This window comes from Bosea sp. (in: a-proteobacteria) (assembly GCF_023953965.1).
Lineage (GTDB): Bacteria > Pseudomonadota > Alphaproteobacteria > Rhizobiales > Beijerinckiaceae > Allobosea.
In genome coordinates this window covers 2,138,605-2,162,910 of sequence record NZ_JAMLIX010000001.1, presented here as the reverse complement: position 1 = coordinate 2,162,910, position 24,306 = coordinate 2,138,605, and the positions used below count along the sequence as shown (strand labels likewise).

The following is a 24,306-nucleotide window of genomic DNA, read 5'->3' as shown; positions in this document are numbered from 1 at the left end:
ATGACCGGCGCCCTGCAAGGGTTCGTCGATCTGCTTCGGCGGCGGGCCGATGCCGAGCCGGACCGCGTCTTCGCCAGCTTCGAGGGCGCGTCGCTGACCTTCCGCGAGCTCGATCGTCAGTCCGATTCCTGTGCCGCGACGCTGCGGCGGCAGGGATTGGGCCGAGGCGACCGGGCCGTCGTGATGATGCGCAACGCGCTCGCCGTCCTGCCGCTGCTGTTCGGCCTGGCGAAGGCCGGCGTGGTCTGGGTCCCGGCCAATCCCCGTCAGCGGGGCGCCGGGCTGAAGTACCTCCTGGAAAGCAGCACCCCGCGGCTCGTCGCCGCCGACGCCGATCTCCTGCCCGAGATCGCCGCGAGCGGAGCCCGCCTCGAAGGGGTTCCCCTCATCGCGGACACGGCGGCCGGAGGCGCCACTCCGCTCGGTGCGATATTGTCCGGCGACGCGGTCTTCGCGGAAGAGCCACCCGGCCCGTCGGCCCCCTTCGCGCTGATGTACACCTCCGGAACGACCGGGCGGCCGAAGGGCGTGGAGGTTTCCCATGCGATGCTGCGTGTGGCGGCGGAGGCGGCGGCGATCGTCTCGGCCGTTCGCCCGGGCGACGTTCTGTTCGTCTGGGAACCCCTGTTCCATATCGGCGGCGCGCAGCTCCTGGCGCTGCCGCTGCTGGAGGAGGTCAGGCTGGCGATGGTGCCCTCGTTCAGCGCGAGCCGCTTCTGGGAGCAGGTTCGCGACGAGAAGGCCACGCATATCCATTACCTCGGCGGCATCCTCCAGATGCTGCTGAAGCAGCCGCCGCGATCCGACGACCTGACCCATGGCGTGCGGATCGCCTGGGGCGGCGGCTGTCCGCCCGATATCTGGCGGCTTTTCCGGCAGCGCTTCGGCGTCGCCATCCACGAATGCTACGGCATGACGGAGACCTCCAGCATCGCGACCTGCAACATCGGCGGCACGGTGGGGGCCGTGGGCAAGCCCCTGCCATGGTTCGACGTGGTCCTGCTGGGCGATGACGGGCTCCCCGCCGCTCCGGGCCGGCGCGGCGAGATCGCCGTGCGCGCCAAGCGGCCGGGCGCCCTTTTCGCAGGCTATCTCGACAATGCCGAGGCGACGGCGGCGGCTTTCCGCGACGGACTGTTCCGGACCGGCGACGTCGGGAGCTGGGATGAGACCGGCGATCTGCATTTCCACGGGCGCAAGGGCGATAGCGTGCGCTGCAAGGGTGAGAACGTCTCGGCATGGGAAGTCGAGCATGTCGCGGCGCAGCACCCCACGGTGGAGGATTGCGCGATGATCGGCGTGCCGAGCGAGCTCGGCGAGCAGGACATCAAGCTTTTCGTCAAACCCAAACCGGACTGCGAGGTCGATCCCGCCGCCCTTTCCGATTGGCTCGAAGAGCGCCTCGCGCCCTACCAGAACCCGCGTTACATCGCGACGGTCGATGGCTTCGAGCGAACCCCCAGCGAGCGTATCATGAAGCACAGCTTGTCGAAGGCCACCACGGATTGCTGGGATCGCGGCGCACGTTCAGCTGTTGAAAAATTTGCCCTGGTTTCTGCGGAGATGCGCTCGTGAGCCCGTCCCAGTCCCACGACATCCGTATCGGCGTCGATATCGGCGGCACCTTCACCGATCTCGTCGGCGTGCGCTCCGACGGCGTGCTCTTCGTCGAGAAGGTGCTGTCCTCGACCGAGGATTACAGCCGCTCGATCGCGAAAGGGATCGAGGTCATCCTGAAGCGGGCGGAGTTGCCGGCCGCCTCGGTGACCGAGATCGTCCATGCGACGACGGTCGCGACCAACGCCATCCTCGAAGGCAAGGGCGCACGGACCGGCCTGATCACCACCGCGGGCTTCCGCGACGTGCTCGACATGCGCCGGCACCGCCGCCCGGACATGTACAATCTCGACTGGGTGAAGCCACCCATCCTGGTCGAACGTTATCTGCGCCGCGAAGTCGGCGAGCGCATCGACGCGCACGGCGCCGTCATCCGGCCTCTCGACGAAGGCTCCGTCCATGCCGCGATCGACCGGCTGGTGGCCGAGAAGGTCGACTCCTTCGCGGTCTGCCTGATCAACGCCTTCGCCAACCCCGTCCATGAGCAGCGCATCGGCCAGATCCTGCGCGAGCGCCTGCCCGACGCCTCGATCTCGCTCTCCTCCGACGTGCTGCCCGAGGTGAAGGAGTACGAGCGCACCAGCACGACCTGCGTCAACGCCTATGTCCGGCCGGTGATGCAGCTTTATCTGGCGAGCCTGAAGTCGCGCCTCGCCGGCATGGGCATCATGGCGCCGCTGCTCACCATGCAGTCGAACGGCGGCATCATCAGCGCCATGATCGCGTGCGAGCGGCCGGTCAACATCATCGAATCCGGCCCGGCCGCGGGCGTCATCGGCGGCGTCGCCACCGCCATGCAGGCCGGCGCCTCCAAGGCCATCACCTTCGACATGGGCGGCACCACCGCCAAGGCCGCGCTGATCGAGGGCGGCGAGGCCAGCCGGATCGGCAGCCTGGAGGTCGGCGCCGGCATCTCGAGCTTCAGCCGCCTGACCACCGGCGGCGGCTACACGATCGGCACGCCCTCCATCGACGTCGCCGAGGTCGGCGTCGGCGGCGGCAGCATCGCCTGGCTCGACGAGGGCCGCTCGATCCGGGTCGGGCCGCGCAGCGCCGGCTCCAATCCCGGCCCGGTCTGCTACGGGCTGGGCGGCACCGAGCCCACCGTCACCGACGCCAATCTGGTGCTCGGCCATCTCAACCAGACGCATCTGGTCGGGGGCACGCTGCCGGTCGACGTCGAGGCGGCGCGCCGGGCGATCGCCCGCGTCGTCGCCGAGCCGCTCGGCATCAGCATCGAGGACGCCGCCTACGGCATCGTCGCGGTCGCCAATGCCGGGATGATCCGGGTCATCCGCGCGATCTCCTCCGAGCGCGGGCAGGACCCGCGCGACGCGGCACTGATCTGCTTCGGCGGCAACGGCCCCGTCCATGCCGTCGAGCTGGGGCGCCAGCTCGGCATGCGCAAGGTCGTGGTCGCGCTCACGCCCGGCGTGTTCAGCGCCTACGGGCTGCTGCATACGCCGATCGAGCACAGCTATTCCAGATCGACCTATTGCGTGCTCGACGAAACCACCCGCACCGGCATCGAGGCGACGCTGGCGGAGCTCGTCGCCATGGCCGCGCGCGATATGCAGGAAGCCGGCTACGGCGATGTCCGCGTCGCCTATCGCGTCGACGGCGACCTGCAATATCGCGGCCAGGGCTCGACGATCCCGACCCGGTTCTCCGACGATGTCGCGACGCTGGGCGATCTGAACGCCGTGCTCGGCCGCTTCCACGACGAGCACCAGCGCATATTCGGCTATTGCATGCGCTCCGAGACCGTCGAGGTCGTGACGCTGCGCCTTTCCGCGCGCATCGTGCAGGATCGGGACGCCGCGCTCCGGCGCTACACGCTGGACCGCCCGCACCGCGTCGCCGCAGGCGAGCGCCGCCGCATCTATTGCGGCCCGGAGATCGGCTATCGCGACGCGGCGGTGACGACGCGCGAAGGCATCGGACGCGAGCCGCTGGCGGGGCCGGTGATCGTCGAGCAATACGATACCACCATCGTCGTGCCGCCCGGAACCACGATCTCCCGCGGCGACGACAACACGCTCACGATCGACATCGCGACGCAGGCCGCCGCCTCCTTCGGCGACGAGCGCTTCGACGGCGTGACGCGCGAGCTGGTGCGCCACGGCCTCGAGACCCTGGCCGACGAGATGGCGCTGACGCTGATCCGCACCTGCCGCTCGCATCACGTCAAGCATACCGGCGACTTCTCGACGGCGCTCGCCGACGCTGAGGGCCGGCTCCTGGCGCAGGGCATGACGATCCCGCTGCATCTGGGCGCGATGCCCGACGTGATCGAGGCGGTGATCGCCCGCTATGACGGCGACATCCATGACGGCGACGTCTTCATCATGAACGACCCGTTCGGCGGCGGCATGCACCTGCCGGACATCTTCCTGGTGAAGCCCGTCTTCGCCGAGGGCCGGCACGTCGCCTTCACCGCCGCGATCGTCCACCATCTCGACATCGGCGGCAACACGGCCGGCGGCAACTCGCCGCTGAACACCGAGACCTTCGCCGAGGGCCTGCGGATTCCGGTGCTGAAGCTGTTCCGGCGGGGCGAGGCCGATCCGTCGATCCTGCCGATCCTGCTCGCCAATGTCCGGGTGCCGGACAAGGTGCGCGGCGACATCGACGCCCAGCTCTCCGCCTGCGAGCGCGGCGCGCAGGACTATGCCGCCCTGGCGGCGCGCCACGGCGTCGCCCATCTCAAGCGCTACGAGAACCAGCTTCTCGAAGCCTCGGAGGCGATCGCGCGCGACACGATCCGGGCGATCCCCGACGGAAGCTATGCCTTCGAGGACTTCCTCGACGACGACGGCATCAGCGAGGAGCCGATCCGCATCGCGGTGAAGATCACGATCGACGGCGACCACGCGCTGGTCGATTGCACGGGCAGCGCTCCGCAGGTCGCCGGCGCGCTCAACGCCACCCTCTCCGCCACCAAGAGCACGGCCTATCTCGCCTTCCGCTGCCTGATGCCGCCCCACGCCGCGACGAATTCCGGCTATATGCGGCCTATCACCATCGTCGCGCCGGAGGGCACCGTGCTCAACGGCAGCAGCCCGGCAGCAGGCGCCGCCCGCGCCATCACCACCTACCGGCTGATGGACGCACTGTTCGGCGCGCTCGGCAAGGCGCTGCCGGGTCGGATCATGGCTGCCGGCGACGGCGGCTCGCTGCTGCACACCTTCTCCGGGCGCACGCCGGCCGGCAAGCCGTTCATCTTCGTCGACATGCTGCGCGGCTCCTGGGGCGCCAGGCCCGCCGCCGACGGGCTGGACGGCACCTCGCTCGCTTTGGCCAACGCCTCGGCGGTCCCGGCCGAGGTGGTCGATCTGGAGGGCATCGTCCGGCTCGAGCACTGGAGCTATGTGCCGGATGCCTGCGGGGCCGGGCGCTTCCGCGGCGGCATCGGGGTGATGCGCGAATATCGTTTCCTCGCCGATGCCGGCAGGCTGCAATACCGTTCCGAGCGCCGGAAGTTCCTGCCCTACGGCGTCGCCGGCGGGCAGCCGGGCACGCCCTCCTTCGTCCTGCTCGACCCCTATGGCGAACCGCAGCTCCTGCCCGGCAAGGGCGAGGTGCATCTGCGCAAGGGCATGGTGATCCGGGTCTGCCAGTCCGGTGGTGGCGGCTATGGCTCCCCGCTCGACAGGGACCCGGAGGCGGTCGGCCGCGACGTCCGCGACGAATTGCTCGGCATCGCGGCCGCCCGAGACGTCTACGGGGTCGTGACCTCCGCGGCTGGAGAGGTCGATGCCGCCGCCACGGCCGCCCTGCGCGCCCGGATGCAGGCGACGCAGCCGGAGAGCGAGGAAGCGCATGTCCTGCCGGCCACCGAGTCCGATCTGGCGGGAATCGTCGAGAAGGCGGGCAAGCTGATGCAGCATTCCGCCCCTGTGCTGCTGCGGAGGGTGCGCGGATGACGGACATGCTCGCCCGGCCACCGGCCACGCTCGGCGCCGGAGTCCGGATCCGGGGCCTCAGCCTGAAGTATGGTGGGTTCAAGGCGGTCGATGACGTCTCCCTCGACATCGCTCCGGGCGAATTCGTGACGATGCTCGGACCGAGCGGCTCGGGCAAGACGACGACGATGATGTCGATCGCCGGCTTCATCCGGGATTACGAGGGCTCGATCTCGATCGGCGGCGAGCCGGTCGACGCACTGCCGCCGCACCGGCGCAATATCGGCGTGGTCTTCCAGCATCTGGCCCTGTTTCCGCATATGACGGTCGCGGACAACATCGCCTTCCCGCTGCTGATGCGCGGCATGCCGAAAGCGGAGATCGCGGATCGCGTCCGGCAGGCGCTCGACCTCGTGCGGCTCAGCCCGATGGGCGGCCGCTTGCCGAGCCAGCTCAGCGGCGGCCAGCAACAACGCGTGGCGATCGCCCGCGCGCTGGTCTTCTCGCCACCGCTCCTGCTGCTGGACGAGCCGCTCGGCGCCCTCGACCGGAAACTGCGGGACGCCCTCCAGCTCGAGCTGAAGGAGCTGCATCGCAAGCTCGGCATCACCATCGTCCTGGTCACGCACGACCAGGTCGAGGCCATCATCCTCTCCGACCGGGTGGCGGTGATGAATGCCGGCCGCATCGCGCAGATCGCCACGCCGACCGATCTCTATTTCTCGCCGGCCAATCGGTTCGTCGCCGATTTCGTCGGCGAGTCCGCCTGCTTCCCCGGCACGATCCGCGCAGTCGACGGCGCCCGCTGCGTCGTCGAGGCGATGGGAGGGTTGCGCTTCCACGCCCGCCACCTGCACGGGCCGAAGACGGGCGACGCGATCGAGGTCATGCTCCGGCCCGAGCATGTCCGCATCGCCCCGGAGCCGGATGCAGAGAACGCCGTCGAGGGCACCATCATCGACAGCATCTTCCTCGGTGAGCACACCAGGATCAGGGTGGCGCTGCCGGGCGGCGGCACGATCGCCGCCGTGGTCGACAATCGCAGCGCGCCCCGCGAGCGCGGGGAAAGCGTGCGGCTCGGCTGGGCGGCCTCCGACGCGCTCGTCCTGCCTCCAGACCAATAATCGTATCGCTATGCAATCCGATAAGATTTATTGCGATATTGACTGAATTCGCCTAGCTTCGTCTGCAACCACGACAATGAGGGGACGACCAATGACGCATCGCAATCCAACCCGCCGCACGGTCCTCGGTGCCATCGGTGCCCTGGCGGCGGCGCCATCCTCGGCGGCCTTCGCCCAATCGGGCGAACGGATCGTCGTCGCCTCCTATGGCGGGCGCATGCAGGACAGCCAGCGCGCCGCCTATTTCGAGCCTTTCACCAAGGAGACCGGCATCGCCGTCAACGACACGACCGGGATCACCCTCGCCAAGGTCAAGGCGATGGTCGCCAGCAAGAATGTCGAGTGGGACGCCTTCCTCGTGACGAACGAGGAACTCGAGGCGCTGGCCGAGGCCGGGTTGCTCGAGAAGATCGACTATGGCCAGATCGACAAGGCGACGATCGCGGAGATCGATCCGCGGCTGGTGCACGATTACGGGGTCGGATCGCAGTATTTCGCCTCGGTGATCGCCTATAACACCCGCAAATACACCAAGGACAACCATCCCCGGAGCTGGGCCGAGGCCTGGGATACGGCGAAGTTCCCCGGCCCGCGCGTCTTTCCGGCGGGCAGCTACCAGCTTCGGCCGATCGAGCCCGCGCTGCTCGCCGAGGGCGTCGCGCCCGACAAGCTCTATCCGCTGGATCTCGAACGGGCCTACAGGAGCCTCGGCAAGATCCGGCCGAGCGTGATCAAATGGGTCAGCTCCGGCAATGCCGGCCCGCAGGCGCTGGTGGACGGCGAGGCCGACATCGTGATCGCCAATCACGGCCGCATGGCGCAGTTGCGCGATGAAGGGGCGCCTGTCGACTACATCTGGGACGGCGCGGTCGTGACGGCATCCTTCTGGGCTATTCCCAAGGGCGCGAAGAACTACAAGAACACCTTGAAGTTCATCGAATTCGCCTCGCGCGCCGACCGCCAGGTCGATTTCGCCAGCCGCATGCCCTACGGCCCCTCGAACCGGAAGGCGTCGGCGGCGCTGCCGGCGAAGTTCGCGCGGGACAATCCGGTGTCGCCGGAGAACCTGCCGAAGGTGGTCTTCATGAACGCGAAGTCCTGGGCCGAGAAGACCAACGGAAAATCCACGCTCGAACGCAATGTCGAGATGTGGAACCGCTGGATCCGCGAGTGATCGCAGCGTCGAGTCAGCCGCCGGCGCCCGTCGCCGGCCGCTCCATGCAGCCCGCTCCCTGGACGCCGACCGAACGATGAACCCCGGCATCTCCCGATCTCGCATCCGGCTTTCGGGTCCGGGGCTGCTCTTCATGCCCGCCCTGGCCTTTCTGGTCGTCACCTATGTCGTGCCGATCCTGGGCCTGTTGACGAAGAGCTTCGGCAGCGAAGGCTGGACGCTGCGGTATTATGCCGACGTCATGTCCGACACGCTGCTCTGGCGCGTCTTCGCCGAGACCTTCGTCCTGGCGGCGCAGGTGACGCTGATCTGCGCGGTGATCGCCTATCCGCTCGCCTATGTCGTGCTGCGCCTGCCGGAACGGATGCAGAAACTGGCCCTGCTGCTCATGCTGATGCCGCTCTGGACCAGCGTCCTCGTGCGCGCCTATGCCTGGATCGTGCTGCTCGGCCGGCAGGGCATCGTCAACGACGCCCTGGTCGGCATCGGCATCGTGCCGGAGCCGTTGCAGATCCTCTACGGCCGCTTCGCGGTGGCGCTCGGCCTCGTCCATCTCCTGATCCCCTTCGTGTTCTTCCCGCTGTTCGCGGTCATGCGCCGTTTCGACGGAAGGCTCCTCTCGGCGGCGGAAAGCCTCGGCGCCAATCCTGTCCTCGCCTTCCTGCTGGTTTTCCTCCCGCTCACCTTGCCGGGCCTTTTGTCCGGCAGCCTGATCGTGTTCCTCCACGGCATCGGCTATTTCGTGACGCCCGCCATTCTCGGCGGTCTCAAGGAAGTGACCTATGTGATGCTGATCGAGGAGCAGGTGAACACCCTGTTCAACTGGGAGCAGGCCGCCGTCATGGCGGTCATCCTGCTGGTCGCGACGCTCGTCATCGTGCTCGTCTGCGCGCGCACGCTCGGGCTGATCGAGGGCGGCGGCGATGCGCCGTCGAAGCCGTCGGGGACGTTCTCGCTGCTGCTCCATGCGGCGGGGGCCGTCCAGGCCCGGCTGCGCGGAGGCCTCGACCGTTCGGCCGGCCGCAGCTGCGCCCGGGTCTCGGCGGGGGCCGCCGACCTTCTCGGCAAGGGCTTCGCCGTCGCGACGCTGCTGTTCCTGCTCACGCCGATCTTCATCCTGCTGCCGCTGAGCTTCAGCGCCTCGCCCTTCCTGCAATTCCCGCCTTCGGGCTGGTCGCTGCGCTGGTACGAGACCTATTTCTCACGGCCGGACTGGACGGGGCCGACCCTCACCAGCTTCCAGGTCGCGGTGGTGAGCGCGATCCTCGTCACGGCGCTGGGCCTGGCCGCCGCGGTCGGCGTGACGCGCTCGCGCTCCCGGCTCGCACAGGTTTCGCTGGCGCTGATGCTGTCGCCCGCGATGATTCCGACGCTGATCATCGCGGTGGCTCTCTATTTCCAGATGTCGAGCATCGGGCTGGCGGGGACGCGGATCGGCCTGATCATCTCCCATCTGGTGATCGGCCTCCCGATCGTGGTCCTGATCCTGATCGGCGGGTTGCGCCAGGCGGACCAGCGTCCCGAAATGGCGGCGCGCAGCCTCGGCGCGGCGCCCTTGCGCGCCTTCATGAAGACGACCTTCGTCGCGATCAGGCCGAGCATCGTCGCGGCCGGGCTTTTCGCCTTCCTCGCCTCGTTCGACGACGTGACCGTCGCGCTGTTCATCAGCGGCACATCGGCGGTGACGCTGCCCGTGAAAATGTGGGAAAGCGTGCGGCTGGAACTCGATCCGACACTGGCCGCGGTGTCGAGCGTGCTGGTCGTGTTCTCCATCGCCCTTTTGTCCCTCTCCGAGGTCGCGAAACGGCTGGGCCGGGGAAACACGGCCTCGCCGCCCGGCTGAGGCGCCGACATGCTCGAGCTGGCGAGAGACGGCCGGGAACCGCCCCTCGCCGTCATGCTGTCCGGGAGCGGAACCAGCTTGCAGCGGAACGCACGCCTGGATCGTCGCGCGTCCTGTCGGACGCAAAGCGGCGATCCAGCCTTTTGTCTCAGCATCGGATTTCCGGAAAACCGGGATTCCACTTTTCCGTCCGATGACCCGGGATGAACGCCAGCCCTCGCCCCTCCATGTTCGCCGCTTTCGCCGTCCGCAATTTCCGGTTCCAGTGGGGCGCGGATCTGCTGACGTCCTGGGCCTTCGAGATGGAGACGATCATCCTCGGATGGTACATCTTCACCGAGACCGGATCGGTTTTCCTGCTCACCCTGTTCGCGTCGCTCCAGTTCTTCGGTACGCTGATCGCCCCGGTGTTCGGCCTCCTCGGGGATCGCGCGGGGTACCGCAACGTGCTGTGCCTCATGCGCGTCGTCTACGCGCTATTGGCCGGCGTCCTGGCTGTCCTGTCCGTTCTGGGAGCGTTGTCGCCGGTCGTGGTCCTGGTCGTCGCGGGCCTCGCCGGCATGGTCCGGCCATCCGATATCGCACTGCGCAACGTGCTGATCGGCGAGATTCTTCCGCATGAGCGGCTGATGGGGGCGATCGGGCTCGCCCGCATCACCACCGATTCGGCGCGCACCGCGGGGGCGCTGGTCGGCGCCGGTGCCGTTCATGCGGTCGGCATGGGATCGGCCTATGGGTTGGTCGTCGCGTTCTATCTGTCGAGCGCCGGGCTCATGTTCGGCGTCAGGCTCGCTCGGGGCGCTCGCCTCGCGTCCGGGACATCGCCCTGGCGCGACATGGCCGATGCCGCGCGCTCCGTCCGCGATGCGCCGCCTCAACTGGCGGCCATGCTGCTGGCCTTCCTCGTCAACTTCACCGCCTATCCCTTCACGCTGGGGCTGCTGCCCTATCTCGCGCGCGAGATCTACAAGACCGGAGAGACGGGCCTCGGCTATCTCTCGGCCAGCGTGGGGCTGGGCGCGATGACGGCCTCCCTGTTGCTGAGCAAGCTCGGCTCGGCGGTTTGGCCGGCCCGCATGATGCTGATTTTCAGTATCGTCTGGCACCTGCTGGTGATCGCCCTCGGCTGGGCGCCTCATTTCACGGCCGGCTCGGCTTTCCTCGTCCTCAACGGCGCCGCTTCGATGCTGTGTCTGCTGCCGATGGCGGTGCTTCTGCTGCGTGGAGCGCCGCCCGCCTTGCGCGGGCGTATCATGGGGATACGGGCGCAGGCCGTCTACGGCCTGCCGCTCGGATTGCTCCTGTCGGGCCCGCTCATCGAGCATGTCGGGTTTCGGGCGACGGCAACGATCTATGGGCTGCTCGGCACCGTCTGCACGCTCATGATCCTGATGCGCTGGCGCACGCATCTCTGGCCTGCGGGAGCCGCCTCCAATCGTGGATGACGGCACGGCTTCGGCAGATAGTCGTCGTGCAAACCGTCCTATGCCTGAGGGTGGTTCATACCGGCTCGTTGGCGAGTGAGGCAGAAGGGTTTCCGCCTCACCCGGGATGCAGCTTACCGATACTTTTCCCAGAGCTTCCACTCGTATCGGATCGCGGCACAGACGAAATCAGTCATCATCTGGAAGGACTTCTCGCCCACTTCCACCGAGGCGTTCGCCGGATCGCCCCAAATGCCTCCGTGGAAATTTTCGAAGACCTCCGGCGGATACTTGTAACGGCCGATGGCCCCGCCAAGATAAGGCATGTGGTCTTCCGGAGGACGATCGCCCGGGATGTTCGGCTGATAGCTCTCAGCCTTGTCCATTCGGACGAGATTCGGGATGGCGACCAGCATCCGCGAGGTTTCGCCCTCGCCGCCATGCGATTGCGAGCGCTCCGATTTCATCATCGTGCGATAACCTTTGCCCCGGACACCGATCAGCTTGTTAAGCGTCACGACGCTCGCATCGGTCGTCTCGGAAACCTCCTTCGCGACGATCTGGAGGATCGCGTCGGTCTCGGCATGGCCGCATAGCAGGTAGATAACCTTGAAGCCCTGACCCACGAGTTCGCGACAGACCTCCTCGGTGATCGCCATCATGGTCTTCTGCGAGATGTTGATCGTCCCGGGGAGGGAAAGCGGGCACTCGCTGAGGAGAGGCCGCGGCCCGTAGGGAATGACGGGTCCCGACAGAACCGGGATGCCTTCGCGATTGAGCACCGCCGCGGCCATCCTGGCGAGGGTAACGCACTGGTAGACGTCCGTCCCCAGCGGGAGATGGGCGCCATGCTGCTCGATGGCTCCTGTCGAGACGATGATGTGTGCGCCCTTCTCGATGGCGGCCGCCACGTCCGGGCTCGTCAGCTCCTCGTAATGCGGGATATCCCGGAAGCTATCGGTCTTCTTGTAGGGAAAAGTCATCTCTTGGGCCTTTCGGTAGGGTGATCTGGTGGCTCGGTCATGCCCGAGATCAAATGCGATCTATCTCATTGTCAGAGCAGCGGATTTTTCCAAAAATGGGTCTAGGAGACCGCTTCGATGTATCGATTCAGAGCCTTCGCCGAATTCTCCGCGTACCATTCGGCATCGGCGGGAACCTGCATCGCGTAATTCTCCGCAGCCCCTGGGTTGAACCGCTTCATATCCTCGGGGACCAGGGCGTCCGCGGCGGGGTTGATCGGTCCATTGCCCAGCAACTGGAACCAGATCACCTGGGCCTTGGGATCCTGCATCGACGCGATGAACTTGAAGGCTTCCTTCCCGGCCGGGTTGCCCTTCAGCACCAACGAGGCGCCGGGCCAGACGCTCCCCTGGTTGAAGGTGAAAGTGTACCGGCCCTTGGTTTCCCGATGGGTCACATAGGCGCGGGTGTGGAACATGTTGCCCATGACCACCTCGCGATCGCGTGCCATCTGCTGGCTTTCCGCCCCCGTCGACCAGAAAAAGCTGTGCTGCTTGATCTGCTTGATCTTCTCCAGCGCCCGGTCGACATCGATCGGATAGATCTTGCTGGGCTCGACACCATCGGCCAGCAATGCGGCCTCCAGCTGGCCGTCGATGTGCTTGCGCAGCATCCGGCGGCCGGGGAATTCCTTGACGTTCCAGAAATCCTTCCAGTCCTTGGGCGCGCGCTCCTTGAACACCTGGGTGTCCCACGTCAGCACGAAGGAGAAAATATAGCTGCCGATACCCCATTTCGAGACATGCTCAGGGCGCACCTTGCTGCGGTCGACGATCGAATAGTCGATCTCCTCCAACAGCCCCTGGCTGCCGAGCTCGAGAGCCGCGGGCAGGTTGCGGTCGGCGATGTCCCAACTGACCTTGCCGCTCTCGACCATGCTCTTGATCGCGCCGGAGGTGGCGCTGGAACCGTCGATGGTGATGGTGACCCCGGGGTTCGCCGCCATGAACGGCTTGGCGAAGGCTTCCCTCACCGCCGCGACGGCGTCGCCGCCCGCGTTGACGTAGACGATCTCGGTGCCGGCAGCCAGCGCAGGCGTCATGCGGAACAGCCCGGCTGGAACGCCGAGGGCGCCGAGGACCGCGAGGAACGCCCTTCGGTCGACCAGCTGCCCGTCGATGACGGCGCGAAAACGCTCGGTCAGGAAATCGGTGGTCTCCTTTGATCTCTGTTCCATCATATTCCCCATTTTTGAATGTTGATCCGGCTGGGCCCGCCGTGGGTCGTTCGCCTCGTCTTGCCGCAAGGTCATTCGTCTTGGTCGGCGAGCACGATGCCGCCCGCCGCGGGATGCCAGGTCAGCCAGACGGCTCGGTCCTTTTCGAGTGGGACGGCGCTCTGCCAGCTCGGGCAGATGACCTCGAATTCACCCAGATCCGTCTGGGTCTTGAGGATCGTCGTGGCGCCCTGATAGCTCACGTCCGACAACCGGGCCTGGAGCTTGTTGGCGCCGTCGGCGGGTTCATGCATCTCGACCGAGATGCGCTCGGGCCTGATCGCCAAGGTCAGGTTCTCTCCGGGGCGGGGCTTTTGGCCGCTCGTCTCGATCGCGAACTCACGATTGCCGGGCGTGAGGACAAACGAGCCGGCCCGCTCGACGAACGTGCCCTCGATATAGTTGCTCCTACCCAGGAAGCCGGAGACGAACCGCGTCGCCGGATTGTCGTAGAGGTCCCGCGGTGTCCCGTGCTGGATGATACGGCCGCCTCTGAGGATCGCGATCTCGTCGGACATCGAAAGCGCCTCGTCCTGATCGTGGGTCACGTAGATGAAGGTCACGCCGAGGCGCGAATGCAGGGATTTGAGCTCCCATTGCAGATCGGCGCGCAGCCGTCGGTCCAGGGCCGACAGCGGTTCGTCGAGCAGGAGCACGCGCGGCTCGAAGACCAGGGCGCGGGCGAGCGCGACGCGCTGTTGTTGCCCGCCTGAAAGCTCCCGCGGATAGCGGCCCGCGAGGTGCCCGAGCTGCACCATGTCGAGCGCGTCGGCGACGCGCCGGGTGAGTTCGGCCGAACCGACATTGCGCAGCTTCAGGGAGAAGGCGACGTTCTCGGCGACGGTCAGGTGCGGAAACAGCGCATAGCCCTGGAAGACCATCCCGAAATTCCGGGCTTCCGGCGGGCGGCGTGTGATGTCGACGCCGTTCATCAGGATCTTCCCCGATGACGGGACGGTGAAGCCCGCGATCGACATCAGCAACGTGGTCTTCCCGGAGCCCGACGGCCCCAGCAACGTCAGGAATCGTCCATCGACGATCTCAATCGAAACGTCTCTGAGAGCCTGAGCCTCACCGTAGAACTTCGATACCGCCTTGATCTCGATGTTCCCACCGGTGGCATTGGCAATGTTTTTCACTCAGCTGCCCCCCTGGAGCTATTGTCTGGAAGTCGCCGGCCCTGGATCAGGTCGCATGGCCGAAGCGCCGCGCAGACCAGCGGTCCCAAAGGATCTTGAGGAGAACGGCGCAGATCGTCGCGCAGATCAGGATGACGCCAATCGCCGCGATCGTCGGACTGACATTGTCCTGGATGCCATCCCAGATCTTCCGCGGGAGTGTGTAGATCGCGCGGCGCGTCAGGAACAAGGCGACGACGATCTCGTCCCACGCGATCGCGAAGGACAGAATTCCGCCCGCAACCGCGCCTGGCCAGATGTTCGGCAGCAGCGTCAGCCGAACCGCCTGGAATGGTGCCGCCCCGAGGCTGCGGGCGGCTTGCTCGAGACGCAGGTCGAAATTCGCCAGCGCCACCGAGACGGAGACGACGACATAGGGAATGCCCTTCATCGCATAGGCGATGATGAGCCCCGGATAGGTGTCGAGCAGCCCGAATTCGGCCCAGACCCGATACATTCCCAGAGCGTGGACAATCGACGGCACGATCATCGGCGTGAGCATGAGAATGCGGATCGCCTCGCCGGCGGTGGAAGACAGGCGCCAGCAACCGATCGCCGCCGAGGTTCCTAGCGCAATCGCCAGGAACGACGAGCTGAACGCGACGATCGCGCTGTCGAGAGCGGAGCGCCGCCAACTCGCATCCTCCAGCAGCTCGCGATAGTGCGTGAACGAGATTTCCCCGCTCGGCAGCGATAGAAAGCGCTCCGGCGTCAGCGAGACGGGAACCACGACGAACAGCGGGAGCACCAGGAAGCAGATGACGATCCACGCGGAGCCGAAGACCGCGAACTGACCTGTGGAGAGCCTTCCACGTTTCATTTCACGGCTCCGAACATTTTCTTGAAGTTGGCGATGCGAGCCATGACGATCAGCAGAATGAGCACCATCGCGAGGATCGAGGCGGCCAGAGCCGTTCCTTGCCCCCAGGCGAGGGTATGGCTGACCTGGACAGCGATATATTCGGCCAGCATCGTCACCCGCCCGCCGCCGAGCAGCGCCGGCGTGACGTAGAACCCGATCGAGAAGATGAACACCAGGATGCCGGCGCTGAAGACGCCAGGGAGCGTCAGCGGGAAGTATATTTTGCGGAACGCGTGAAAGGGCGAGGATCCGAGCCCGCGAGCTGCCATGACATAGCGATCGTCGATGTTGCGCATGCTCGCGAGAAGCGGCATCACGGCCGTCGGGATGAGGTAATGCACCATGCCGATGACGACGCCGATCTGATTCCGGATGAGTTGCACGGGCGCGTCGGTGAGGCCGATCGACTGCATCGCCTCGTTGACGATGCCGCGGGTCTGGAGCAGCGCGATCCAGGCGAAGGCGCGTATCAGAATGCTGACCCAGAAGGAGAGAAGGACCGCGGTCACCATCCAGCGCTGCCAACCCGGCGAGGCATGCAGGATCGCGTAGGACAGGAGATAGCCGAAGAAGAGCGCCACCAGGGTCGAAAGCGAGCAGATCCATAGCGTCGTGCCGATGACCTTCCTGATCACCGAGCTGGATGCGATGTCCACATAGTTGCCGAAACCGACGCTCGGCTCGGTGAAGCTGATGATCAGGATCCTGAGCAGCGGATAGATATAGAAGATGCACAGGACGCACGCTGGAATCAGCGCCATCGCCAGATAGACTGTCAGCCCTTCCGTCTCGGACGTCGATCTCATCTGAAGCTACCTTTGACCGACCGGAAATACGTCTTTGCGAGCTTCGGTCGCCGGGCGGGCCGAGCACAGCCCGGCTCCCGTCCAACCGTCGCTGGCGAAGGGCCGGCTTGCCAGCTTCCGGGCCCCGGTCATCCCCCTCTCCCCGTGCGGGAAGCCATGTAGCCGTCGATCACCGCGATCATCCTGCCCCGCGTCATGGGATCGTTGTGACCGCCGAAAACTGTTTGAACCGGCAAGCGCTTCAGGCGCTCCATCGTGGCGAAATACGCCGGCACGCTCGCATCCGGGCCGGTATCGTCGATCACGCCGTCATAAATCGCATCGCCGCTGAAGAGGCTTCCCGTCTCCGCTTCGAACAAGGCGACGCTGCCGGAAGAGTGGCCGGGCAGATGAAGCACCTCCAGGCGCCGATCGCCGAGTTCGACGACAGAGCCTTCGTCGACGAACGACGTCGGCTTGACCGGCCGACGCATGTGGGCGTCGATATCGTAGTCGTCGTCGGGCACCGCGTCGACCACGAGCTCGGTGACGGCGATGCCTGCGCGCCGCAGCATCTGGGCACTCTGAGGCGACATCTTCGGGAAGCGCAGCCCCCTGGTTCCGGGCCGGCACAGGGCATCCGCCTCTGCCGGGTGAACGAGAATATCGTGCTCGGGGAATTCCGAATGACTGCCGATATGGTCGGCATGGCTATGCGTGGTGAAGATCGCGAGCGGCGCGCGCGACAGCGATTCAACGATCGGGCGGAGCGCGGCCACGCCCATGCCGCTGTCGATCAGCAGGTTCCGCCGCAAGCCGAGCAGGAGATAGCAGTTCGCTCGAAAGAGCCGATGGCAGCGCGGCTCGGTGATGCGATAGAGATCCGGCCTGAGCCGGGACACCGTGAACCAGGATCGTTGGACGGGCAGGGTCACCTAGGGCCCTTTCCCGGCGCTCGCTCGAGCGCGCGCCTGCGCCGCCACGGCGAGAAGGGAGAAGATCGTGAACAGGACCTGGGCGCCGGCCTGCGCCGTGTTTGTGGTGGCGTCATAGGCAGGAGAAACCTCGACGAGATCGCCACCGACGAAATCGACGCCGCCCAGCCCGCGAAGAAGCGACAGGGCCTGGAGAGAACTCAGCCCCCCGATCTCGGGCGTGCCGGTTCCCGGGGCGAAAGCCGGATCCAGGCTGTCGATGTCGAAGGAGAGATAGGTCGGGCCCGTGCCGACGACATCCCGGGCCGCCGCGACAATGCGGTCGACGCCCATGCTCAGGAACGCGTCCGCGTGGATGACGGTCATGCCGGCGTCGCGCGAGAACTCCCAGAGATACTCCGCGCCGCCGCGGATGCCGATCTGGATGGTGCGCCGCGGATCGATGGTCCCGTCGAGGACCGCCTGCCGGAACGGGCCGCCATGATGGAACCGCGACCCCTCATAGGGTCCGCTCGTGTCGCAATGAGCATCGATATGCACGAGGCCCACCGGCCTTTCGCGGCCGACAACCCGCAGGATCGACTGCGTGATCGAATGATCCCCGCCGACCGAAAGCGGCACGACGCCCGCATCGACCACTGCCTGGAGATGAGCCTGGATGTCCTGATGGCAGCTCTCCAGGTCGAACCGGCTACGGAACGGGACGTCGCCGATATCCGCAGCATTGGCGATCATCATCGGAGCGACGCCGAGCCCGTGCTCGAAGGGCCCTATGCGCTCGATCTGGCGCACCGCCCGCGGTCCGAGACGGCAGCCAGCCCGGTTGGTGACGCCCAGATCCATGGGCACGCCGAGGACGGCGATATCGAGATCGCAGAATTCAGGCGCCTCGATGCCGCGCTCCAGTAAAGGCAAGTCGAAGAATGTCGAAAATCCAGAATAAGGAAGCTTACGCTGGTCGCCCTTGAACTGCTCTTCCGCTACCTGACGGAATAGAGGATCGTAGAAATTACTGCCGGCCTCCGAGCCATATTTTGCTCTTAGGCGCTGAATCTCGCTCTCAGCCGTCAAGAAAACTCTCCTGATCCGCCGCCAAACGCATCAAAGCTTCTTGCGCCTGGCATACTGATTGCCTGTCGTCGCAATAAATTTTACTCTTGGTTTCGAGGCCGGCAATCGCCAGATTGGAAACCGCCGTTTTGGGAGGCTCTAACTATGACCAGACCAACGAGCGCCACGCCCATCGCCGATTTCGATATTCGCCTTCTTCGTGTCTTCAAGACGATCGTCGAGGAAGGCGGGCTCAAGGCGGCGACCGCCGCGCTCGACGTCAGCCTTCCAACGATCAGCAAGCAATTATCGGACCTGGAGGCCCGGCTCGGGGCGAGGTTGTGCGAGCGCGGCAGCAGGCGCTTCGAGCTCACCCCCGAAGGTCACGTCCTCTACAAGGCCGCGGTCGATCTGTTCGTGGGCATCGGCCAGTTCGAGTTCGAGATCGATCAGATGAAGATCGGAAAGAAGGGGGAGCTGAGGCTCGCGGTTATCGACAACGTGATCTCGGACGATAATTGCCCGCTGATCGGCGCGTTGACGCATATGCAAAAGAACGACGTGCATATCCGCCTGTCCGTTCTCGATCCGGACACCATCCTGTCCAAGATTTCGGAAGGCCGCCTGGATGCCGGCATCGTGCCCGTCTATCGCAAATGGGCCGGTCTGGAGTACCGGGTGCTGTATTCGGAACAGATGAGCCTGTATTGTGGGCAGTCCCACCCGCTGTTCCACAGGCATGACGATGTCTGCGAGCGCGAGCTTATCGACCACGACTTCGTCGAGCACGGCTATGTCGACGTCAACGAGATCGATGATTTCGCCCCGGTGGGCAAGGCCGGCGCCACAGCCTGGCAGGTCGAGGCGGTCGCCATACTTCTCATGACCGGGCGCTATCTCGGCTATCTGCCGGACCACTACGCCGAGCCGCTGATCAGGAAGGGAAAGATCCGCCGATTGCTGAAGGACAGCGGCGGATACCGGACCAACGTGGCGCTTGTCCATCGTGTCGCCGCACGGCCGTCGCGACCGTTGAAGATGCTCTTTTCGGCCCTGGACGAGGCTTTGACAAGCGCGAAGACGCTGGTCGCAGGTGAGCGGGCCATCAATAGCGAGATGAGTTTCAAGCTCTGAAAGCCCGTCTCGACGACACGATACTGTATCGCTCGACGGACCGCTGCTGTCGTCGCGGCGCTCCCAAGGCCGGCGGGGAAACAACGCATAGTTCCGAAAATCACATCGAGCCGGCGCCTGTGTGCAGGGAGATTGGTGACATCCGTCTCACAGAGAAATCGACGATGGCTTCAACCAGCACATCGAGCGCGTCGAATGCTCTCGCCCCGACGGCGTGGCTGTCCGCCACGAGTGAGAACTCGGTGCACGCGATCATCTGCACTGTGACGCCGTTCGCCAGCAGTTCCGCCGACGCATGATGGAACACGTCGCGGGAGAAATCGCCGGCCCCCCGCGCCTTGATGCTTTGGATGGCTCTGAGCAGAGCGTTCTGATCGGTGGGATACGCGGCCGTCAGGCCCAGCCGAGCGAGCTTGTCCTCGAACAGCCGGATCCGGCATACGGCTGGCGAAGCCAGAATGCCGATCCGGCTCGACCCGCCGGCGAGTTGCCGGGCGCGGGCGACGGACAGATCGATCATATCGATGAATGGAATGGTCACGGCCGAGCGGATCGCTTCGGCGAAGTGATGAGCGGTGTTGCATGACATCGCCAGTGCTTCGGCGCCGGCCAGCTCCAGGCGCCGCGCCATATCGGCCAGGACCGGCGCGGGATCGTCTCCGGTGCCCTCGATGAGCCGGGCGATCCGCGAAGGCACCTGCGTGTTCTGGTCGACGATCAGAGGAATGTGATCGCGGTCATCTGCAGCAGGTACGGCTGCGATCAGCTTTTGCATGAGAAGCACGGTCGCCTGAGGACCCATGCCCCCGAGTATGCCGACCGTCCTTGGCATTGAAAAACCCCTTCGATCCGCAGCGCCGGAAAGGGCCGGCAGGAGCGCGCGGCGCGCACCGCCCTGTCGGGCGGCGTTCATCCTGAACCCACATCGAGCGCGCGCTAAGCCGCCTGGAAATAGCTATCGTAGCCGAACAGCCCCACCGAACCGCCCGTATGCAGGAAGACGATGCGTTCGCCTTTCTTGAAACGGCCCTTGCGGATGTAATCGATCAGGCCGGCCGCGCCCTTGCCCGAGTAGACCGGATCGAGAAGGATACCTTCGATCTCGGCGAACATCCGGATGGCTTCCAGCGTGTCCGCTCCCGGAATGCCGTAGCCCTTGCCGACATAACCGGTGTCGGCGACCACATCCTTCCGCTGGACGACGCCGGGGCAGCCGAGCTTGGCGGCGGTGCGTTCGGCAAGCGCGAAGACGTTCTCCTCCTGCTTGGCCTTGGGCGCGCGAACGCCGATGCCCAGAAGCGGCACGCCCGCATTGATCGCCTGGAGGCCGACGATGAGACCGGCCTGCGTGCCGGCGCTGCCCGTCGCGGTCACGAGCGTATCGATCACGAGGCCGATATCGTTGGCCTGGCCGATGAGCTCCATCGCGCAGTTGACGTATCCCAGCGCGCCCGTCGGGTTGGAGCCGCCGCCGGGGATCGTATAGACCTTGCGTCCCTGGCTTCGGAAGGTCTCCGCGACCTGCTCCATCTCGGCATTCATATCGAGCCCCGAGGGGCGTTTTTCCGTCGACGCTCCGTGAAGGTGATCGAGCAGGACATTGCCGTTGTTGTTGTAGTTGGGATCGTTCGAGCCGGTCCGGTCCTCCAGCAGAATATGGCAGGACAGGCCGAGCTTCGCGGCGGCCGCGGCGGTCTGCCTTGCGTGGTTCGACTGCGTGGCGCCCTGGGTCATCACCGTGTCGGCGCCTGCGGCGAGCGCCTCCGCCATCAGGAATTCCAGCTTGCGGGTCTTGTTGCCGCCGGTCGACAGGCCGGTGCAGTCGTCACGCTTGATCCAGATCTCCGGCCCGCCGAGTTCCCGGCTCAGCCGATCGAGCCGCTCCAGCGGCGTGGGGAGATGCGCGAGACGAACCCGGGGGAAGCGAGCTAGATGCATGGCCAATCCTCAACTTGCACAATACGATTCTTGCAAAAAGACTTTTCCGGTGCAAATTCAAAATTCTCCATATAAATTGCAAGAACTGCATCTTAGGGCATATTCATGCGGCTGGAATGGCTGGAAGACATCCTCGCCGTGGCTGAAACCGGCTCCTTGCGCGAGGCAGCCGAGCGCCGGCACCTGACGCAATCGGCATTTTCGCGCCGGGTGCAGCACATCGAAGACTATGTTGGCATCGCGCTCTTCGATCGGTCGCGCAAGCCGGTCCAGCTTCACCCGGCCACGGCCGAGCAGCGCGAGGAGATCGCGCGCCTGGCTCGCAAGCTCCATCAGCTCACCGACGATCTGCGTCGCAGCGATCGGACTGCGGGCAACCGGCTGGCGCTCGCCAGCCAGCATGCGCTGACCGCTTCATGGGCGCCGCGCTTCATCGAGCGGGTCCAGTCCGAAAACAAGGACGTTTTCTTCAAATTGCGCTCGGCCAATCTCGAGGAGTGCTTCGCCCTTTTGCTGTCACGCCAGGCCGATCTCGCCGTGGCCTACCGCGTCGCCGGCGAGGAACACCGCATCGCCGCCACCTACATCGAAACGCTGTCCATCGGCCGGGATCGGCTCGTTCCGGTCTTTGCGCGATCGCGGGCTGACCACCTGAACGATCGTATCGAGCAACGCGAACTGCCGTGCATCGCCTATCCACCGGAGGTCTTCTTCGGAGACGTGCTCAACCGGATCCTGCTTCCCCGGATGCGTAACACGATGCGGATCGTGCCGATGGTCGAGACCGCTCTCACACAGGCGTCCCTGGAGCTGGCGGCGAGCGGTATCGGTGTTGCCTGGGTTCCGCAATCACTGGCGCGGGATCGAACAGCAGCAGGCGAACTCGTCGATCTCTCGGCTGTTCTGCCGATATGCGATCTGGAGGTCACGGCGGTTCGGATCGCAGGGCCGGCGACCCATGCCGAAGCTCTCGTCTGGGAACAGTTGAAAGGATGACGGCATCATCGCGCCTGACGGATCGCTTCCATCGTCGGGCCGGCCGGCCTGAGCGAGTGCGAAACGCTGGTCCAGCACCCGGCCAGCATGACCCATACGACCTACACGCCGGGACGAGCGCACCAGGCACGGCATCAGCGACGCCCTGCTGCGCCTGTCCGTCGGGCTGGAGAGGCTCGACGACCTGCTCGACGACGTCGAGCAGGCTCTCAACGCGATCCGGGGGCTGCCGGCTCCGGCCTTCCGGCAAAACCAGGACGCCGCCTTCACTCGCCGGTCAGCTCGCGGTTGCGGCGGCTGACCTCCTCGCTGTAGCGCTTGATCGCATGCGCCTCGCTGAGGATGCCGACGAGGCGGCGGCTCTCGCGATCGGCGACCACCGGCAGCGCCTCGCTCTCCGCCTCGTCGAACAGCTTCAGCGTATCGCGCACCGACATGGCGGCGAGCAGCATCCTGTCCCGGTTGCGCAGGAGATGGCGCACGGTGCGCGGCGCGGGCTCCGCCGCCGCCTTCTCGTCCAGGGCCGGGTCGGGCTCGTAGAGCGCGCCCGGCGGCACCATCCCGGCATAGGCGTCCCCTGCCCCGACGGCGACGAGGTAGTTGGTCGAGCCCGGCGGGTACTTCAGCCGCGCCTCGGCGATGGTGGCGTCGGCTTCGATCTTCGGCACCTCGATGCGCATCATGCTGCCGGCGGTGAGATCGCGCATCCAGCCGATGTCATGGGCGCCGCGGATGCTCTCGCCGCGCAGGTGGAAGCGCCAGGTCGCGAAGGAGAAGCCGAAGAGCCGGCGCGTCACCAGCGAGGCGGCCCCGGCCGCGCCCATCACCGCCAGCGTCAGCTTGAGATCGCCGGTCATCTCGAGCGCCAGCAGCGCCATCGTCATCGGCCCGCCGACGATCGAGACGGCAAGCGAGCTCATCCCGACCAGGGCGAACAGCGTCTCGTGGCCGGCGAGATTGGGGAAGACGAGCGTGATGAGGCCGATGAAGAGCCGGCCGGTGACGACGCCGAGCAGGAGCGAGGCGAAGAACAGGCCGCCGCGGAAGCCCGAGCCGATCGAGACCGAGGAGGCGAGCGCCTTGGCGACCAGCACCAGCGCCAGCAGGCCAAGGCCGGTCGGCATGCTGAGATAGAGATTGATCGCGCCGTGCCCGGCCGAGAACACCGTCGGAATCCAGATCGCCAGCCCGCCGACGACGAGGCCGCCGAAAGCCGGGCGCAGATAGCTCGGGATGCGCGAGCGCCGGAAGCCCGCCTCGACGAAGGCGGCCGCGCGCATGACGACGATGCCGACGAGGCCGCAGGCCGAGCCGAGCAGCACGACCAGCGGCAGGTCCGCGATGGTGATGGAGCCGATCGCCGGCACCTCGACCGAGAGCAGCGCCGGCGAGAGGATGTCGTGCGTCACGGTCGCCATGAAGGTGGCGGCCATGACCGGCACGAAGGCGGCGATCGAATAGCTGCCGAGGATGAGCTCGAAGGCGTAGAAGGCCCCGGTCAGCGGCGCATCGAAGGCGGCGCCGATCGCCCCGCCGGCGGCGCAGCCGACGATGAGCCGCAGATCCGCCCGGCGCAGGCGCAGGCGCCGCCCGATATGGGAGGCGAAGCCGCTAGCCGCCTGGGTATAGCCGGCTTCGAGGCCCACCGAGGCGCCGGAGCCGCTGGAGCCGATGGTCTGGAGCGCGACGACGATGCTGTCGCGCATCGACATGCGCCCGCCATGCAGGGCGTTGGCCTCGATCGGGTCGACCGGCTGGCTGCGCTTGCGGAAGAAGAACCAGGAGACGAAGCCGACGACGAGGCCGCCCGCCACCGGCCCCGCCACGGCCCGCCAGGGCGGAATGCCGGCCGCGACCGAGAGGCGCTGGCCGCTGGCGATGCCGAAGATCAGCTCGTGCATGAGCTGCGTCGCCAGCGACATGGCGACGACGATCAACCCGGCCATGACGCCGATCGCTGCGGCGAGAGCGACGATGCCGAACTCGCTGGAGCGGATCAGGGCGCGCAGGCCCTGCGGTGCGTCGGCCGGCGCGGGATCGGGAGTGGTGGCTTTGACGGCGATCAAGGCGATAAGCCCGTAAGGCGGTGTCTGCGTCCGTGG

General features: G+C 66.1%; 19 protein-coding genes. 9 read left to right on the top strand and 10 right to left on the bottom strand.

Going from position 1 to position 24,306, the window contains the following annotated elements; all coding sequences use genetic code 11:
* The 6 genes from M9917_RS09925 to M9917_RS09900 all read left to right on the top strand — a co-directional run bounded on the left by M9917_RS09925 (position 1) and on the right by M9917_RS09900 (position 11,108).
* The gene (locus M9917_RS09925; protein ID WP_297253220.1) at positions 1 to 1,575 is read left to right on the top strand and encodes a class I adenylate-forming enzyme family protein; all 1,575 of its coding nucleotides are present in this window, start codon (positions 1 to 3) and stop codon (positions 1,573 to 1,575) included.
* Positions 1,572 to 5,543, top strand: a complete 3,972-nt coding sequence (locus tag M9917_RS09920; RefSeq protein ID WP_297253218.1) for a hydantoinase B/oxoprolinase family protein — start codon at positions 1,572 to 1,574, stop codon at positions 5,541 to 5,543. Before M9917_RS09925 ends, M9917_RS09920 begins: the two co-directional genes overlap by 4 nt.
* On the top strand, positions 5,540 to 6,646 hold the full coding sequence (locus M9917_RS09915) for an ABC transporter ATP-binding protein (RefSeq protein WP_297253216.1): 1,107 nt from the start codon (positions 5,540 to 5,542) through the stop codon (positions 6,644 to 6,646). The genes M9917_RS09920 and M9917_RS09915 overlap by 4 nt, the downstream gene beginning before the upstream one ends.
* Positions 6,647 to 6,737: 91 nt before the next feature.
* Positions 6,738 to 7,820, top strand: coding sequence for an ABC transporter substrate-binding protein (locus M9917_RS09910; RefSeq protein ID WP_297253214.1), 1,083 nt, complete (start codon positions 6,738 to 6,740; stop codon positions 7,818 to 7,820).
* A 133-nt stretch (positions 7,821 to 7,953) separates the two neighbouring features.
* Complete coding sequence (locus M9917_RS09905; RefSeq protein WP_297253212.1) at positions 7,954 to 9,663, top strand: ABC transporter permease subunit; 1,710 nt, start codon at positions 7,954 to 7,956, stop codon at positions 9,661 to 9,663.
* Between the two features lie 203 nt (positions 9,664 to 9,866).
* Positions 9,867 to 11,108, top strand: coding sequence for an MFS transporter (locus M9917_RS09900; RefSeq protein WP_297253210.1), 1,242 nt, complete (start codon positions 9,867 to 9,869; stop codon positions 11,106 to 11,108).
* Positions 11,109 to 11,221: 113 nt separating this feature from the next.
* Here the strand turns inward: M9917_RS09900 and M9917_RS09895 are convergent, their stop codons facing one another.
* From M9917_RS09895 to speB, 7 genes are all read right to left on the bottom strand, one after another.
* Positions 11,222 to 12,070 carry a creatininase family protein gene (locus tag M9917_RS09895; protein ID WP_297253208.1) on the bottom strand — a complete coding sequence of 283 codons (849 nt, stop codon included), beginning with the start codon at positions 12,068 to 12,070 and terminating at the stop codon, positions 11,222 to 11,224.
* 101 nt (positions 12,071 to 12,171) lie between these two features.
* Positions 12,172 to 13,287, bottom strand: a complete 1,116-nt coding sequence (locus M9917_RS09890) for an ABC transporter substrate-binding protein (RefSeq protein WP_297253207.1) — start codon at positions 13,285 to 13,287, stop codon at positions 12,172 to 12,174.
* Positions 13,288 to 13,358: 71 nt separating this feature from the next.
* Positions 13,359 to 14,465 carry an ABC transporter ATP-binding protein gene (locus tag M9917_RS09885; RefSeq protein WP_297253205.1) on the bottom strand — a complete coding sequence of 369 codons (1,107 nt, stop codon included), beginning with the start codon at positions 14,463 to 14,465 and terminating at the stop codon, positions 13,359 to 13,361.
* A gap of 46 nt (positions 14,466 to 14,511) precedes the next feature.
* Positions 14,512 to 15,324, bottom strand: coding sequence for an ABC transporter permease (locus M9917_RS09880; protein ID WP_297253203.1), 813 nt, complete (start codon positions 15,322 to 15,324; stop codon positions 14,512 to 14,514).
* Complete coding sequence (locus M9917_RS09875) at positions 15,321 to 16,172, bottom strand: ABC transporter permease (protein WP_297253201.1); 852 nt, start codon at positions 16,170 to 16,172, stop codon at positions 15,321 to 15,323. The genes M9917_RS09880 and M9917_RS09875 overlap by 4 nt, the downstream gene beginning before the upstream one ends.
* Before the next feature lie 128 nt (positions 16,173 to 16,300).
* Positions 16,301 to 17,086, bottom strand: coding sequence for an MBL fold metallo-hydrolase (locus tag M9917_RS09870; RefSeq protein ID WP_297253199.1), 786 nt, complete (start codon positions 17,084 to 17,086; stop codon positions 16,301 to 16,303).
* Entirely contained in the window at positions 17,087 to 18,157 is a 1,071-nt protein-coding gene (gene speB, locus M9917_RS09865; RefSeq protein WP_297253197.1) for an agmatinase, read from the bottom strand.
* 144 nt (positions 18,158 to 18,301) lie between these two features.
* Between speB and M9917_RS09860 the strand changes: the two genes are divergently transcribed.
* Positions 18,302 to 19,270 carry a LysR family transcriptional regulator gene (locus M9917_RS09860; protein WP_297253195.1) on the top strand — a complete coding sequence of 323 codons (969 nt, stop codon included), beginning with the start codon at positions 18,302 to 18,304 and terminating at the stop codon, positions 19,268 to 19,270.
* Between the two features lie 100 nt (positions 19,271 to 19,370).
* On the opposite strand, the gene cuyB is transcribed toward M9917_RS09860, so the two are convergent.
* Positions 19,371 to 20,102 carry a cysteate racemase gene (cuyB, locus tag M9917_RS09855; protein ID WP_297253194.1) on the bottom strand — a complete coding sequence of 244 codons (732 nt, stop codon included), beginning with the start codon at positions 20,100 to 20,102 and terminating at the stop codon, positions 19,371 to 19,373.
* A gap of 104 nt (positions 20,103 to 20,206) precedes the next feature.
* On the bottom strand, positions 20,207 to 21,208 hold the full coding sequence (gene cuyA / locus M9917_RS09850) for a D-cysteate sulfo-lyase (RefSeq protein ID WP_297253192.1): 1,002 nt from the start codon (positions 21,206 to 21,208) through the stop codon (positions 20,207 to 20,209).
* Between the two features lie 105 nt (positions 21,209 to 21,313).
* On the opposite strand from cuyA, the gene M9917_RS09845 reads away from it, so the two are divergent.
* The gene (locus M9917_RS09845) at positions 21,314 to 22,204 is read left to right on the top strand and encodes a LysR family transcriptional regulator (RefSeq protein WP_297253190.1); all 891 of its coding nucleotides are present in this window, start codon (positions 21,314 to 21,316) and stop codon (positions 22,202 to 22,204) included.
* Positions 22,205 to 22,298: 94 nt separating this feature from the next.
* Positions 22,299 to 22,505 (top strand): PLP-dependent transferase, encoded by a 207-nt coding sequence (locus M9917_RS09840; RefSeq protein ID WP_367273922.1) that lies wholly within the window; start codon positions 22,299 to 22,301, stop codon positions 22,503 to 22,505.
* Here the strand turns inward: M9917_RS09840 and M9917_RS09835 are convergent.
* On the bottom strand, positions 22,471 to 24,270 hold the full coding sequence (locus M9917_RS09835; protein ID WP_297253188.1) for a chloride channel protein: 1,800 nt from the start codon (positions 24,268 to 24,270) through the stop codon (positions 22,471 to 22,473). The two genes, M9917_RS09840 and M9917_RS09835, sit on opposite strands and share 35 nt — an antisense overlap.
* Positions 24,271 to 24,306: the final 36 nt, after the last annotated feature.

What these genes read in the sequence shown, in the direction of transcription:
- M9917_RS09925 (WP_297253220.1), top strand. Translation starts at nt 1, where the DNA reads ATGACCGGCGCCCTGCAAGGGTTCGTCGATCTGCTTCGGCGGCGGGCC.
- M9917_RS09915 (WP_297253216.1), top strand. Translation starts at nt 5,540, where the DNA reads ATGACGGACATGCTCGCCCGGCCACCGGCCACGCTCGGCGCCGGAGTC.
- M9917_RS09910 (WP_297253214.1), top strand. Translation starts at nt 6,738, where the DNA reads ATGACGCATCGCAATCCAACCCGCCGCACGGTCCTCGGTGCCATCGGT.
- M9917_RS09905 (WP_297253212.1), top strand. Translation starts at nt 7,954, where the DNA reads ATGCCCGCCCTGGCCTTTCTGGTCGTCACCTATGTCGTGCCGATCCTG.
- M9917_RS09900 (WP_297253210.1), top strand. Translation starts at nt 9,867, where the DNA reads ATGAACGCCAGCCCTCGCCCCTCCATGTTCGCCGCTTTCGCCGTCCGC.
- M9917_RS09895 (WP_297253208.1), bottom strand. Translation starts at nt 12,070, where the DNA reads ATGACTTTTCCCTACAAGAAGACCGATAGCTTCCGGGATATCCCGCAT.
- M9917_RS09890 (WP_297253207.1), bottom strand. Translation starts at nt 13,287, where the DNA reads ATGGAACAGAGATCAAAGGAGACCACCGATTTCCTGACCGAGCGTTTT.
- M9917_RS09880 (WP_297253203.1), bottom strand. Translation starts at nt 15,324, where the DNA reads ATGAAACGTGGAAGGCTCTCCACAGGTCAGTTCGCGGTCTTCGGCTCC.
- M9917_RS09875 (WP_297253201.1), bottom strand. Translation starts at nt 16,172, where the DNA reads ATGAGATCGACGTCCGAGACGGAAGGGCTGACAGTCTATCTGGCGATG.
- M9917_RS09860 (WP_297253195.1), top strand. Translation starts at nt 18,302, where the DNA reads ATGACCAGACCAACGAGCGCCACGCCCATCGCCGATTTCGATATTCGC.
- cuyB (WP_297253194.1), bottom strand. Translation starts at nt 20,102, where the DNA reads ATGCCAAGGACGGTCGGCATACTCGGGGGCATGGGTCCTCAGGCGACC.
- cuyA (WP_297253192.1), bottom strand. Translation starts at nt 21,208, where the DNA reads ATGCATCTAGCTCGCTTCCCCCGGGTTCGTCTCGCGCATCTCCCCACG.
- M9917_RS09845 (WP_297253190.1), top strand. Translation starts at nt 21,314, where the DNA reads ATGCGGCTGGAATGGCTGGAAGACATCCTCGCCGTGGCTGAAACCGGC.